We start from the raw sequence: 14,631 nt of genomic DNA, 5'->3' as shown, positions 1-14,631 counted from the left end.
TGAATAAAATGATAGGAGCGCAAAGAAATGGTGCAGAAGAGAAATCATTTTCTTCCTTACTCATTGCCATTAATCGGAAAGGAAGAAATTCAGGAGGTTACAGCAACGCTTGAATCGGGATGGCTCTCCAAAGGCCCGAAGGTTCAGCAGTTTGAAAAAGAATTTGCCGCGTTTGTCGGGGCGAAGCACGCCGTGGCGCTGAATTCATGTACCGCTGCTTTATTTTTGGCTTTGAAAGCAAAAGGAATCGGGCCGGGTGACGAGGTCATTACCTCTCCGCTTACGTTCAGCTCGACCGCCAATACGATTATTCATACAGGAGCGACGCCTGTGTTTGCGGACATTGACGAAAACACGCTCAATATTGACCCGGCAAAGCTTGAGGCGGCCGTCACACCGCGTACGAAAGCAGTTGTGCCCGTTCACTTCGGCGGGCAGTCCTGTGATATGGATGCGATCTTGGCAATTGCCCAAAAGCATGGCTTGTTCGTGCTGGAGGATGCGGCCCATGCTGTGTATACGACGTATAAGCAAAGAATGATCGGTTCTATCGGGGACGCGACGGCATTCAGCTTTTACGCCACTAAAAACCTGGCGACAGGGGAAGGCGGCATGCTGACGACAGACGATGAGGAGCTTGCCGATAACATCCGGGTGCTGAGCCTTCATGGCATGAGCAAAGCCGCATGGAACCGTTATTCTTCAAATGGCAGCTGGTATTATGAAGTCGAATCGCCCGGCTATAAGATGAACATGTTTGATTTGCAGGCTGCTCTCGGACTTCATCAGCTGAAACGGCTGGATGATATGCAGAAACGGAGAGAAGAGATTGCCGCCCATTACCAAGCCGCTTTTCAGCAGATACCGGGGCTGATCACACCGTTTGTTCATGATGACGGCAGGCACGCCTGGCATTTATATGTTCTGCAAGTTGATGAAAAACAGGCCGGTGTCACGCGCAGCGAAATGATTACGGCATTAAAGGATGTATACAATATCGGCACAAGCGTTCATTTTATTCCGATACACGTTCATCCGTATTATCAAAAGCAATTCGGATTTAAGGAAAAGGACTTTCCGATTTCCATGAATTATTATAAACGAACCCTGTCGCTCCCGCTCTATCCATCAATGTCCGACGAGGATGTAGATGATGTTATTGAAGCTGTGCGGGATATTGTAAAAGGGGCTGGTTAAGTGTACACGGTAAAAGAAAATGTCGCCAAAGAGGAGATTGAGAATTTTCTCCAAAGCAGGCAGCTTACACTGGACGTTCCGTATCAATTTTCCCTCGGTCTTTTTGAAAACAGCAGGCTCCAAGGCGTCTTGCTGTACGAAAATTCTTTGTGGGAAAGCCAGATGCTTCATAAGAAAGTTATGAACGTCAAACTTCTTGCGGCAAACAGCGCCGGGCAGCTGAAGAGTCTGTTTGAAGCTTTTTATTCTGTGCGCCAAATGGATGAAACGGATTTTATTTTTGTTCGTGTTCCGGCTGAAGATATCAGAGCCGCGCATGTGATACAGCAGCAGCCATCCTCTTACTTTGTCGGCAGTTTGCTGAAGCTGGCGAAGCCCCCGTCTTTTTATGATAAAACAGCGCCGTTTTTTGAACTGGGCCCGCCTGAGCCTGGAGACACAGAAGCGATATGTGAGCTGGCCCGAGACTCGTTTACAAAAAGCAGATATTTTCAAGATCCTCATCTCAGCAATGAAGCAGCAAACAAAATTTTTCAGGAGTGGACACGAAACAACCTGAATGGAAGGGCGGCTATAAACATTGCCGCTAAGCATAATGGCGAGGTCATCGGCTATCTTCAGGGCTTATTAAGAGAAGATGAATGTATTCTCGATTTGATGGCTGTAAAGCCGGGATTTGAAGGAAAACGTATCGCGTTTCATTTAGTGGCGAATTTCATAGAACAACCAGAGACCCAGAAGCATAAAACGGTAACAGCGGGGACGCAGCTTCACAATGTAAGGGCAATCCGCCTTTATGAAAGAATGGGCTTCACCGCTGAACAATCATATTATTATTATCATATTTGGCCGGGCAAGGAGGCGAAAGAATGGCAGAGTTTCAGATCGCGAATAAAACTCTAGGCAAAGACGCGCCTGTATTTATTATTGCCGAGGCGGGAATTAATCATGATGGAAAGCTTGATCAGGCATTTGCGCTGATTGATGCAGCAGCAGAAGCTGGAGCGGATGCTGTGAAATTCCAAATGTTCCAGGCTGATAAGATGTACCAGAAAGATCCTGGTTTATACAAAACAGCGGCGGGTAAGGATGTCTCTATTTTTTCTTTAGTGCAATCAATGGAAATGCCGGCTGAGTGGATTTCTCCGCTATTGGATTACTGCCGCGAAAAGCAGGTGATTTTTTTAAGCACAGTATGTGACGAAGGGTCAGCCGACCTGCTTCAGTCCACCTCGCCGAGCGCTTTTAAAATCGCATCCTATGAAATTAACCATCTTCCGCTGCTCAAATATGTCGCCCGTATGAACAGGCCGATGATATTCTCGACAGCCGGAGCGGAAATTTCTGATATTCACGAAGCTTGGAGCACCATCAGGGCGGAGGGCAACGATCAAATTGCCATTATGCATTGTGTGGCGAAATACCCTGCGCCGCCGGAGTACAGCAACCTCAGCGTCATTCCGATGCTTGCCGCCGCTTTTCCTGAGGCGATTATCGGCTTTTCTGATCATAGCGAGCATCCGACAGAAGCGCCGTGTGCCGCGGTTCGGCTCGGAGCAAGACTGATAGAAAAGCATTTTACGATTGATAAAAACCTGCCGGGCGCCGACCACTCGTTTGCGTTAAATCCGGATGAATTGAAAGAAATGGTCGAAAGCATCAGGAAAACAGAGGCCGAGATGAAACAAGGAATCAGGAAGCAGGTTTCTGAAAAACTGCTTGGCAGTTCATACAAAACAACGACCGCCATCGAAGGAGAAATTCGAAGTTTTGCATACAGAGGAATTTTTACAACGGCTCCGATTCAAAAAGGTGAAGCTTTTAGTGAAGAAAATATTGCAGTGCTTCGCCCCGGGCAAAAGCCGCAGGGGATGCACCCGAGATTTTTTGAGCTGCTGACCGGCGGCGTTCGGGCTGTAAGAGACATTCCGGCCGACACAGGCATTGTTTGGGATGACATTTTATTGAAAGAAAGCCCGACTCATGAATGACATTCTCTTTATCATTCAAGCCAGAATGGGTTCTACACGGCTTCCGGGAAAAGTGCTGCGTCGGCTCGGATCCAATCGCTTACTCGATATAATCGTTCACCGTGTCCGGCAAAGCGCGTTTTATCAAATGGATCAGGATAATCTTGTCATCGCCACGTCCGATAAAGAAACTGACGACATATTAGAGGCACACTGTATTAAACATGGCTTTCGCGTTTTTCGCGGCAGCGAGGAACGTGTTCTCGACAGGTTTGTGAAGGTCATTGAGGCTGTCAAACCGACAGTTGTCGTCCGGTTGACAGGTGAAAATCCGTTTGTTGATCCGGAGCTGCTCGATATGATGATGAAGGCGCATCTTAATCAAGGAGCGGATTATACGTATATTCTGAATACCCCGTTAGGGATTTGTGGCGAAGCGGTCAGCGCCAAGCTGTTAACAGACATCAGCCGCATTCAGGCGTTGGAGGATCAATATCAGGAGCATGTCACGTTATATGTAAGAGATCATCCAGATCTTTATCGCGTTCAGTTTTTAGAGGCGCCGGAACCATTTCGCGGCCCTCAATACCGGCTGACCATTGACACAAAGGAAGACTATGAATCAATAAAGGCCCTTTATCAAAAAGCAGGCGAGCGCCTTGATGTATCCGCCTCAGAGCTCATTAGCCTCCTGAACCGTAATCCTGATGCGGCAAATGAACGAAAGGCTGAATAGCCATGCATATTGGGATTGTCGCAGACGGGGGTTATGAAAAGGGCATGGGCCATGTTGTCCGGATGAAGAGACTTGCTGATGAACTCAAACAGTGCGGCTTGATTACGTTTTACACGAATCAGGAGTCTGAACCATTTCTTCATGAAGAGCATTGGCATGTCATCGTAAAGCCGGAGCTGCAGCAGCACCAATTTATTCTCCGGGAAATAAAAAGCAAGAAACTTGATCTGCTTTTGTTTGATATTCTAGGCGCACCTGTTGAGCTGTTAAAGAAAATAAAGGCGGAAACAGATGCAAAAATTGTACTTTTTGAAGAGAAAAACGCCAAAGCGATTCAACAAAGTGACGCAGTCATCAACGGAATTTACGGCGATATCAGCAGCAGGGTGTACGATCAGGGAAGCACCCGCATCTATGAGGGGCCGGATTATCTTATTCTTCACCCCGCCTTCCAAACCGCAAGAAATAATTACACAATTAAGAGAAAATGCCGCAATATCGTTGTTGCATTAGGAGGAAGTGATCCGAAGCAGCTTGTTTTTAAAGTGTTGGCTGCAGCCGGCCATGTCCCCGCCATGAAAGGCAAAAATATGATGTTTGTGATGGGGAGCGCTTCACCGCATCAGGACGCGGTTCGAAGGCAGATTCAAAAGAAGCCGCAGTACACGGTGATCGGGCAAACTAATGATATGGCGGGTATGTTGAAACAAGCGGATGCAGCCATTGTCGCCGGCGGCATCTCCCTGTACGAAGCCATCTGCATCGGCGTGCCGTGCCTAGTTCTTTCTCAGGTTGAGCACCAAACGGCAACAGCCAAAACATTTGCTGAGCTAGGCGCCGCTCTTGATCTTGGCTTGGGAGAGCTTGTATCGGATGAAACGCTTACCTATCAGATATCACGGATCATCAGCAATTATCCTCTTCGTCTTTCTTTGCATAAGGCAGGAAGACCGCTCGTGGATGGCAAAGGCATCAAGCGCGTATCAGCGATTCTTAAAGATTTGTATGATCAAGATATAAAAAACATGTAAGGAAGTGTTAATGTGAAAGGTGTTATTTTAGCCGGTGGAAACGGCTCACGCCTTATGCCCTTAACCAAGGCCGTTAACAAGCATTTGCTTCCTGTAGGCCCTTATCCGATGATTTACTGGTCGGTCATGAAGCTGGAGGAAGCCGGTATAAATGATATTTTGCTCATCAGCCAAAAAGAGCATATGCCGCAATTTTATAAACTGCTTGGGGACGGGGAAGAGCTTGGCGTCACAATCACTTATCAGGTTCAGCCAGCCGCATCAGGCATTTCGGATGGGCTGTCTTATGCAAAACGCTTTACGAAAAAAGAGCCTTTCATTTTATTATTAGGTGATAATATATTCGAAGATTCATTAAAGCCTTTTAAGGAGCGTTTTGAACAGCAGGGAAAAGGAGCAAAGGTGCTGCTGAAAGAAGTTGATGATCCGGAACGCTTCGGGATTGCTGAGATTGATGAGAAAAACAAGCGGATTTGTTCTATTATTGAGAAGCCCGCACACCCGCCGACCAACCTTTGTGTAACCGGCATTTATATGTATGATGCGGAAGTATTTTCGTATATTGAACAAATATCACCGTCGAAGCGCGGAGAGCTGGAAATTACCGATGTGAATAATCTATACATCGAAAACAGCCAGCTTACGTATGATGTGTTATCAGGCTGGTGGGTCGATGCAGGAACTCACGATTCGCTTCATCACGCCTCTCAGCTTGTACATCAGGCTCTACAGAAGGGACAGGACGAAAAGTGATGGCAAAATCATATTTAATTACGGGCGGGGCCGGCTTCATCGGGCTCACGTTTACAAAGCTCATGCTGAAGGAAACGGATGCACGCATTACCGTTTTAGATAAATTGACGTACGCCAGCCACCCGCAGGAAATGGAAAAACTAAAGGCAAACAGCCGATTTCGCTTTGTAAAAGGGGATATCAGCGTTCAGGAGGATATCGATCGGGCGTTTGATGAGACCTATGACGGCGTGATTCACTTTGCTGCGGAATCGCATGTGGACAGAAGCATTTCCCAAGCGGAGCCGTTTATCACCACAAATGTCATGGGGACATACCGATTGGCTGAAGCGGTCTTGCAGGGAAAAGCCAAGAAGCTAATTCATATTTCAACAGATGAGGTGTACGGAGATTTAGAAGCGGATGATCCCGCATTTACTGAAACGACGCCGCTTTCTCCTAATAACCCATACTCTGCCAGCAAAGCAAGCTCTGATTTGCTCGTGTTATCGTATGTAAAAACCCACAAGCTTCCGGCCATTATTACAAGATGCAGCAACAATTACGGCCCCTACCAGCACAGCGAAAAAATGATTCCGACGATTATCCGACATGCGAAGCAAGGTCTACCGGTTCCGCTGTACGGTGATGGGCATCAGATCCGAGACTGGTTGTTTGCGGAGGACCATTGCCGCGCCATCAAGCTGATTTTAGAAAAAGGAACCGACGGTGAGGTGTATAACATCGGCGGCGGAAATGAACGCACGAATAAAGAGCTGGCGAGCATCATCATGAAGCATCTGGGCTGTGAGGAATTGTTCGCCCACGTGGAAGACCGAAAAGGGCATGACCGGCGCTATGCGATCAATGCATCTAAGCTGAAAAACGAACTGGGCTGGCGGCAGGAAGTACCGTTTGAAGAAGGCATTGAACGTACGATTCGCTGGTATACAGACAATGACCGATGAGAAGGTGATCTGATTGACAAAGGTGTTGGTGACTGGTGCGGGAGGACAGCTTGGCCTGGAACTGTGCCGCCAGCTGAAGCAAGCCGGATATGAGGTCATTGCGTTAACAAAGAAGATGATGAACATTGCTGACCAGCGCTCAGTACGGCATTCGTTCGGCCATTATCAGCCGGATATCGTGGTCAATACGGCCGCGTTTACGTCGGTTGATAAATGCGAGACAGAACTTGATTTAGCGTACTCGATTAACGGAATCGGCGCTTATTATACAGCGCTGGAGGCAACCCGCATCGGCGCTCAATATATTCATATCAGCACGGACTATGTATTTGACGGGAAAGGTACCCAGCCATACAGGGAAGACGATGCCCTCGATCCGAACACCATCTACGGCAAAAGCAAAAAGCTCGGAGAAGAACTGATTCGATTAGCAACAAAAGACAGCACGATTATCAGAACATCGTGGGTGTACGGACATGGCGGCAGCAATTTCGTTCAGACCATGCTGAGACTTGCTGAAACGAAACAAGAGCTGAGAGTTGTAAGCGATCAAATAGGTTCGCCGACTTATACGAAGGATTTAGCAGAAGTGGTTATCAAGCTGTTCAGCCATCCGCCGGGCATCTATCATGTCAGCAATTCAGGCGTATGCAGCTGGTATGAATTTGCGAAGGCCATTATGGAAGAAAGCGGACTGGACACAGTCATTTTGCCTGTCACGACTGAAGAATACGGAAATAAAACGCCCCGTCCGGCTTACTCTGTGCTAAGCCATCGAGCCGTTGAAGAAGCCGGCATTCGCCCTCGCCATTGGCGGGAAGCACTTCGGGAGTATTTGCAGGAGAGGAGCAGTGCGCGTGATTGAAGGAGTCAAGGTGAAAAAATTGACGAAGCATAGTGACGACAGGGGCTTTTTTGCTGAACTGGTTCGGGATGATGAGAATCTTCTTGAGCATTTCGGGCAGGCCTCTTGGTCGAAAAGCTATCCGGGAGTAATTAAAGCATTTCATTATCATGAGAAGCAGGATGATCTCTGGTTTTTCCCAACCGGTCACGCCCAGGTTGTCCTTTACGATTTGCGTAAGGACTCAAAGACAAAAGGAGAAACTGACGTCTATTATATGGGCGAAGACAATCCGATGCTGTTACTGATTCCAAAAGGGGTCGCCCACGGGTACAGAGTGCTGGGAGAAACACCGCTGACGATTATCTACTTCACCACCATGTCGTATAATCCGGATCAGCCTGATGAAAAAAGAATTCCGTGGAATGATGAGACGATCGGTTTTAACTGGAATACCGAATTTAGATAAAGAAGAAACGTGGTCAATCGAAGAGCGGAGGCATCTTCGCCTTTTTTTGTCCCTTTTTTCAATATAGGATAAACGGAAGAAGTCAACAGGTGGATGTGACTAGTAAAAGAGTAAATTGTCCATTCGAACCTTGTATAACTAGGATGAAATTCTTAAAGAATCGCAAGTGTTAAAATCCTTAAAAAACATTTACTTCCATGGAAAATGATGATAGATTGATCTTGAAGAAGAAGTAAGATAATTCGCGAATGACAGCAAAACACTTTTTCTACAGAGGACGCTCTGGCCAATACCGACAATGAATTGAGGGGGAAATGTTATGTTAAAAAGAACTTCATTTGTATCTTCATTATTCATCAGTTCAGCTGTCTTACTATCAATCTTGCTGCCTTCAGGCCAAGCTCATGCGCAGTCTGCATCGATTGAGGCTAAAACGATCAACAGCACAAAAGAGTGGACCACTTCTGATATTGAAGTAACATATAAACCAAATGCGGTGCTTTCTCTAGGAGCGGTAGAATTTCGTTTTCCTGATGGGTTTCATGCAACGACAAGAGATTCAGTGAATGGAAGAACACTGAAAGAAACACAGATATTAAACAATGGAAAAACAGTCAGACTCCCGCTTACGCTTGATTTGTTAGGCGCAACAGAATTTGACCTCGTCATGGTGCGCAAAACGCTTCCGCGTGCAGGCACTTACACGATTAAAGGCGATGTGGTAAACGGGTTGGGAATCGGCAGTTTTAATGCTGAAACGCAGCTGGTAATTGAGCCTCGTTAATAAATAGATGTGATCAGAGACTGAGATGTTTTCAGTCTCTTTTTTTGTTGATTAAAAGACTGGTACGGATCTTGCATGATTATAAGGATGAATCCAATGAAGAAAGGAATTGGCCGGCTGTTTTTTAAAAGCGCTTACATTTATGGCCGGTCAGAAAAACAATGAGGTGAAAAAAGATGTCAGCAAAGCAAGTCAAGAAAGATGAGGAAAAAGAAGGTCTTAACTTATTTCTGTCTACCCAAACGATCATTAAGGAAGCCCTTCGGAAACTTGGCTATCCGGGCGATATGTTTGAACTTATGAAAGAGCCGCAGAGAATGCTCACTGTCCGCATCCCGGTAAAAATGGATAACGGCAGCGTCAAAGTGTTCACAGGCTACCGGTCGCAGCACAATGATGCGGTCGGCCCGACAAAGGGAGGCGTGCGTTTTCATCCTGAAGTCAATGAAGAGGAAGTCAAGGCATTATCCATTTGGATGACGCTCAAGTGCGGAATTGCCAATCTTCCATACGGCGGCGGAAAGGGCGGTATTATTTGTGATCCGCGCATAATGTCATTTGGAGAACTGGAAAGGCTGAGCAGGGGATATGTCCGTGCCATCAGCCAGATCGTGGGCCCGACAAAGGATATTCCGGCTCCCGATGTCTACACCAACTCGCAAATTATGGCGTGGATGATGGATGAGTACAGCCGGCTGCGGGAATTCGACTCTCCGGGCTTTATTACAGGAAAACCGCTTGTTTTAGGCGGATCGCAAGGCCGGGAAACGGCAACGGCACAGGGTGTCACGATTTGTATTGAAGAGGCGGTTAAGAAAAAAGGAATCAAGCTGCAAAACGCGCGGATCATCATACAGGGTTTTGGAAACGCGGGAAGTTTTCTTGCCAAATTCATGCACGATGCGGGCGCGAAGGTGGTCGGGATCTCGGATGCCCATGGCGGGCTCTACAACCCGGACGGCCTTGATATTCCTTATTTGCTCGATAAGCGGGACAGCTTCGGCATGGTTACCAACTTATTTACAGACGTCATCACGAATGAGGAGCTGCTTGAAAAGGATTGCGATATTTTAGTGCCTGCGGCAATCGCCAATCAAATCACAGCCAAAAACGCACATAACATTCAAGCGTCAATCATCGTCGAAGCAGCGAATGGACCGACAACCATTGATGCCACTAAGATCCTGAATGAAAGAGGCGTGCTCCTCGTGCCTGATATCCTGGCGAGTGCTGGCGGCGTCACGGTTTCTTATTTTGAATGGGTGCAAAACAACCAGGGATATTATTGGCCAGAAGAAGAGGTCGCAGAAAAACTGAGGAATGTCATGGTCAATTCGTTCGAAACTATTTATCAGACAGCAGCAACACATAAAGTCGATATGCGTTTGGCGGCTTACATGACCGGCATCAGAAAATCGGCAGAAGCATCACGTTTCCGCGGATGGGTTTAAATTTGGAGGGGGAGATATTCTCTTCTGGCGCAAAAAAATTTTGCGCTTAACCTATCCGGGAAGAGTGAGACCTGCAAATAAAATTTGCGTTTCATTATCGGAGAAAGAGAAAGGTGTGGACTATGAGATCAATTACCGTTCGATTCAACAAGTTTTTTCAGCAAAAGACAAAAAAACGGCATGATTCTTGCATTTTTATATAAGAAAACATATTTCATGACCATGAGGGGGACTACATATGACAGTATCATACGCGCACGAACCATTTACTGATTTTACGGAGGTAAAGAATAAAACAGCATTTCAAGAGTCATTGGCATTTGTAAACACTCAGCTCGGCAAGCATTATCCGCTAATCATAAATGGAGAAAGAATAGAAACGGACCGCAAAATTGTTTCCATTAACCCGGCAAATAAAGAAGAGATTGTTGGGTACGCGTCTACAGCGGATCAAGAGCTTGCTGAAAAAGCGATGCAAGCCGCATTGCAGGCATTTGAATCTTGGAAAAAACAAAGACCGGAGCACCGCGCGAATATCCTCTTCAAAGCAGCGGCTATTTTACGTAAAAGAAAGCATGAATTTTCAGGCTATCTTGTAAAGGAAGCGGGAAAACCGTGGAAGGAAGCTGATGCGGATACAGCTGAAGCGATAGACTTTTTAGAGTTCTACGCGCGGCAAATGTTAAGCCTCAAGGAAGGAGCTCCGGTGAAGAGCCGTGCAGGCGAGTTCAATCAATACCATTACGAAGCGCTTGGCGTCGGCATCGTCATTTCTCCATTTAATTTCCCGCTTGCGATTATGGCTGGTACAGCGGCGGCTGCAATTGTGACAGGAAATACAATTCTCTTAAAACCGGCAGACGCAGCCCCGGTAGTAGCTGCAAAATTTGTCGAGGTCATGGAGGAAGCGGGCTTGCCAAACGGCGTCTTGAATTACATCCCGGGAGATGGAGCGGAGATCGGTGATTTCTTAGTGGAACATCCGAAAACACGGTTTGTCTCATTTACAGGGTCCCGTGCAGTCGGCTGCCGGATTTATGAGCGTGCCGCCAAAGTGCAGCCTGGCCAAAAATGGCTGAAGCGGGTAATTGCTGAGATGGGCGGAAAAGACACAGTGCTTGTCGACAAGGACGCTGATCTTGATCTTGCTGCGTCTTCTATCGTGTATTCAGCGTTTGGATATTCAGGTCAGAAGTGTTCAGCAGGTTCCCGCGCAGTCATCCATCAGGATGTATATGATGAAGTAGTGGAAAAAGCTGTGGCGCTGACGAAATCGCTGGCTGTCGGCAATCCGGAAGATCCTAATACGTATATGGGTCCCGTGATTCATGAAGCGTCCTACAATAAAGTCATGTCATATATTGAAATCGGCAAATCTGAAGGCAAGCTGTTGTCCGGCGGTGAAGGCGATGATTCAAAAGGCTACTTTATTCAGCCGACGATTTTTGCAGATGTTGATGAAAACGCCCGCTTGATGCAAGAAGAAATTTTTGGCCCGGTTGTTGCGATCTGCAAAGCGCGTGATTTTGATCATATGCTTGAGATTGCCAATAACACGGAATACGGTTTAACAGGCGCTCTGCTGACAAAAAATCGCGCGCACATTGAACGGGCGCGTGAGGATTTCCATGTCGGGAACCTATATTTCAACAGAGGCTGTACCGGGGCGATTGTAGGCTATCAGCCGTTCGGCGGTTTTAATATGTCCGGAACAGACTCAAAAGCAGGCGGCCCGGATTATTTAATTCTTCACATGCAGGCGAAAACAACGTCCGAAGCTTTTTAATGTAGAGAAACAAACCGTACGGTTCTGTAGCGAACTGCACGATTTCGGCCAAGGCGTACGCAATAGAAAAGCTCTCCGGAGAACCGGAGAGCTTTTTTACGATTTCATCCAATCATCGGAGGATATCGGCTTTTTTCCCTAGTACCATTAAATTCAGTCGTGGTTTTTAAATGGAATATAGAAATCTATTTTAATATTTGAATGAAAACACTAAATACAATAAAAATTTCATTCGAAATGCTAAATGTGAAAAAACAATGCTAGAATTAATTTAACTTTATGAAGATGATGGAAGAGGTGTTGGAGCGAGAATGAACAGCAAACAAAACAATGACATCAAAACAAAACATCATTTTCCGCTAATGTTAGCGCTGGCTTTAACGATGGGGGTATTTGCGGCCGGATCTGAAGAGCTTGTGATCTCACCGCTGCTGCCGGATTTGGCAAAAGCCTTCCATTCAGATGTCAGTGTCCTGGCGTTATCTATCAGTATTTACGGTGTTATGATTTTTATCGGTGCGCCGCTACTGGTTCCTTTAGGTGATAAATACTCCAGAGAACTGAGTTTAATGGCAGGGCTTATCATCTTTATCATAGGAACAGTAATATGCGCTTTGGCTCAAAATATCTTTTTCTTCTTTTTAGGACGTGCGCTGTCGGGGTTGGCTGCGGGAGCGTTTGTGCCGACCGCTTATGCAGTTGTAGGAGATCGTGTTCCTTATACATACCGGGGCAAGGTGATGGGACTGATTGTATCAAGCTGGTCGCTGGCACTGATCTTCGGTGTGCCAATCGGAGCATTTATCGGCGGCGTCTTGCATTGGAGATGGACATTTTGGATCTTCGCCTTGATGGGCGTTCTGGTTGTGCTGCTGATCCTGCTTGAAATGCACCGTCATGCCGAACATAAAAACAGCGGCAAGGAAGAAAAAGAAGAGCCGGCTGGAACATTCCGGGATGCGCTGAAAGTCCCGCGAGTACCCGTTTATATTACGATAACCTTTTGTAATATGATTGGTTTTTACGGTATGTATTCATTTTTAGGCTCCTATCTCCAAGACGTCTTTACCGGAGGAAATACAGCTGCGAGCTTATTTATTATGATTTACGGCATCGGTTTTTCCATGAGCGTTATTACAGGAAAGATTGCTGATCGAATCGGAAAAATGCGCTCCCTTTTTATTGCACTGGGGGTCATCAGTGTGCTGTTGGCATGTTTAGCTTATGCACCGGCTTCAATGATTCTGTTAATTGTCAGCCTGTTTATTTGGGGAGTAATGCAAAGCTTGACGGTGACACTGCTTAGCACCATTTTGAGTGACTGCTCAGAACATCATCGCGGAAAAATCATGGTGTATTACAGCCTTGCCTCGAATCTCGCTGTGACACTAGGATCTGCTTTGATGGGGCCTGTATATGTAGGATACGGGTATGCAGCCGTTGGATTGATTTGCGCCGCCATTACAGTGCTCGGATTTGCACTCAGTGTATTCGCATATAAAAAGCACGGTAAACATGAGCAGAAAGCCGACCATTCCTTATTTCAATAAACAAAGTTTCTAATAACAAAAACCCTTTCTTAAGGGTTTCAGCTTGTAGACAAAGTCTAAGAATTAGACCAAGTCTACAAGCTTTTTTTGTATAATAGTAAGGACATCAATTTTTCATGGGGGATTAAAATGTTATCAAAACATGTTGAAGATGGAAGAAATCAAATTGAAATGGTTGCGCTAGATCAACTTGTTCCTAATGATCATCTGGTAAGGAAGATTGAACAAGCGATTGATTTTACATTCATCTACGATTTAGTAGAAGATAAATATTGTTTAGATAATGGTCGACCGAGTATCGACAATTAGGTTATTCTCAAAGAGCTATTGAATATCATATAGCAAAAATACGCAAAAAGTTAAATGTACGATCTCGAGTTGGAATTATAGTAAAAGCTTTCAAAAAAGAATTAATTTAACTTTCTGTATTTATTGTTAGTATTTCTTATTTAGAATGAGAATTGAAATAAATGCTGTACTTATAACTAACGAGGAAAATAAGAGTAAAATCTGTTCTTTGTCTAGGTTGATTAAATTAAAATAAAAAATTGTCAAGAAGATGCAAAGATAAATTAAAGTCAGCATAAAAGTATAAGCTAAGCTCTCCTGTATAATAAACTTTCCTCGTTCATCTCTTTTTAATGGTAAGGATGGGAAGGTAGCCCAAAGAACATAGCTTATGATTGAAAGAGTTAACGTGGAAAAAGTTATTGAGGGTAGTTTTGTTTGTGTAAATATTGATAGTATGATGAAAGCTCCCGAGACGATGATGAAAAAAACAAATGATATTAAAAAAAAGTTTTTCTTCATTTCTATTCCTCCTCTAAAAAAAATATATTCTCTACACTTTCTCTGAAAATCTTTGCTATTTTCAAAGCTAAGGGCAGGGAGGGATTATATTTCCCATTCTCAATTGAAATGATAGTTTGTCTGGACACTTTTAATTTCAAGGCTAAAGTTTCCTGTGAATAAGAATGCCTCTGTCTAATTTCTTTTAACCGATTTTTCACTCATATTTCACCTCATTTCGAAAAGACAATTGCCTGAAGTGTAAAGCTTATTTTACGTAAAGTATACTTTACATCACTTCTAATATTTTGTAAATGTTTTTCT

At 45.2% G+C, this 14,631-nt stretch carries 15 protein-coding genes and 1 pseudogene; 15 read left to right on the top strand and 1 reads right to left on the bottom strand.

The genetic code is table 11. The features are described 5' to 3' along the window. Window positions 1–27 precede the first annotated feature (27 nt). From Q3W56_RS17055 to Q3W56_RS21055, 15 genes and pseudogenes are all read left to right on the top strand, one after another. Window positions 28–1,197, top strand: coding sequence for a DegT/DnrJ/EryC1/StrS family aminotransferase (locus Q3W56_RS17055; RefSeq protein ID WP_302896267.1), 1,170 nt, complete (start codon window positions 28–30; stop codon window positions 1,195–1,197). Beyond that, window positions 1,198–2,100, top strand: coding sequence for a GNAT family N-acetyltransferase (locus Q3W56_RS17050; protein WP_302896266.1), 903 nt, complete (start codon window positions 1,198–1,200; stop codon window positions 2,098–2,100). Beyond that, window positions 2,067–3,188, top strand: coding sequence for an N-acetylneuraminate synthase family protein (locus tag Q3W56_RS17045; protein ID WP_302896265.1), 1,122 nt, complete (start codon window positions 2,067–2,069; stop codon window positions 3,186–3,188). The genes Q3W56_RS17050 and Q3W56_RS17045 overlap by 34 nt, the downstream gene beginning before the upstream one ends. Next, window positions 3,181–3,903, top strand: coding sequence for a glycosyltransferase family protein (locus Q3W56_RS17040; RefSeq protein WP_302896264.1), 723 nt, complete (start codon window positions 3,181–3,183; stop codon window positions 3,901–3,903). Before Q3W56_RS17045 ends, Q3W56_RS17040 begins: the two co-directional genes overlap by 8 nt. 2 nt (window positions 3,904–3,905) lie before the next feature. Beyond that, window positions 3,906–4,934, top strand: coding sequence for a PseG/SpsG family protein (locus tag Q3W56_RS17035; protein ID WP_302896263.1), 1,029 nt, complete (start codon window positions 3,906–3,908; stop codon window positions 4,932–4,934). Window positions 4,935–4,946: 12 nt separating this feature from the next. Further along, window positions 4,947–5,687: a sugar phosphate nucleotidyltransferase gene (locus Q3W56_RS17030; RefSeq protein WP_302896262.1), complete on the top strand. Its 741-nt coding sequence runs from the start codon at window positions 4,947–4,949 to the stop codon at window positions 5,685–5,687. Next, entirely contained in the window at window positions 5,687–6,634 is a 948-nt protein-coding gene (rfbB, locus tag Q3W56_RS17025) for a dTDP-glucose 4,6-dehydratase (protein WP_302896261.1), read from the top strand. The genes Q3W56_RS17030 and rfbB overlap by 1 nt, the downstream gene beginning before the upstream one ends. A 13-nt stretch (window positions 6,635–6,647) precedes the next feature. Then, window positions 6,648–7,499: a dTDP-4-dehydrorhamnose reductase gene (gene rfbD / locus Q3W56_RS17020; RefSeq protein ID WP_302896260.1), complete on the top strand. Its 852-nt coding sequence runs from the start codon at window positions 6,648–6,650 to the stop codon at window positions 7,497–7,499. Continuing rightward, window positions 7,492–7,947, top strand: a complete 456-nt coding sequence (locus tag Q3W56_RS17015; RefSeq protein WP_019716101.1) for a dTDP-4-dehydrorhamnose 3,5-epimerase family protein — start codon at window positions 7,492–7,494, stop codon at window positions 7,945–7,947. Before rfbD ends, Q3W56_RS17015 begins: the two co-directional genes overlap by 8 nt. Window positions 7,948–8,266: 319 nt before the next feature. Next, on the top strand, window positions 8,267–8,731 hold the full coding sequence (gene bslB, locus Q3W56_RS17010; protein ID WP_019716100.1) for a biofilm surface layer hydrophobin BslB: 465 nt from the start codon (window positions 8,267–8,269) through the stop codon (window positions 8,729–8,731). A gap of 176 nt (window positions 8,732–8,907) precedes the next feature. Continuing rightward, window positions 8,908–10,182 (top strand): glutamate dehydrogenase, encoded by a 1,275-nt coding sequence (gene rocG / locus Q3W56_RS17005; RefSeq protein WP_302896259.1) that lies wholly within the window; start codon window positions 8,908–8,910, stop codon window positions 10,180–10,182. 238 nt (window positions 10,183–10,420) lie between these two features. Continuing rightward, a complete protein-coding gene (gene pruA / locus Q3W56_RS17000; RefSeq protein WP_302896258.1) occupies window positions 10,421–11,968 on the top strand; it encodes an L-glutamate gamma-semialdehyde dehydrogenase in 1,548 nt (515 codons plus the stop codon). Between the two features lie 311 nt (window positions 11,969–12,279). After that, a complete protein-coding gene (locus tag Q3W56_RS16995) occupies window positions 12,280–13,518 on the top strand; it encodes an MFS transporter (protein WP_302896257.1) in 1,239 nt (412 codons plus the stop codon). A gap of 129 nt (window positions 13,519–13,647) precedes the next feature. Next, window positions 13,648–13,821: pseudogene (locus Q3W56_RS16990) on the top strand (transposase); the annotation flags it as partial. 23 nt (window positions 13,822–13,844) lie between these two features. Beyond that, window positions 13,845–13,937, top strand: coding sequence for a hypothetical protein (locus tag Q3W56_RS21055; protein WP_368045776.1), 93 nt, complete (start codon window positions 13,845–13,847; stop codon window positions 13,935–13,937). Window positions 13,938–14,330: 393 nt separating this feature from the next. Here the strand turns inward: Q3W56_RS21055 and Q3W56_RS16985 are convergent, their stop codons facing one another. Continuing rightward, a complete protein-coding gene (locus tag Q3W56_RS16985) occupies window positions 14,331–14,528 on the bottom strand; it encodes a helix-turn-helix transcriptional regulator (protein WP_302896256.1) in 198 nt (65 codons plus the stop codon). Between the last annotated feature and the right edge of the window lie 103 nt (window positions 14,529–14,631).

The sequence above is a fragment of the Bacillus sp. C28GYM-DRY-1 genome, from assembly GCF_030519405.1.
GTDB classification, from domain to species: domain Bacteria; phylum Bacillota; class Bacilli; order Bacillales; family Bacillaceae; genus Bacillus; species Bacillus spizizenii_A.
Note: the sequence above shows the minus strand (reverse complement) of the source record. Positions and strands in the feature narration are given on the sequence as shown.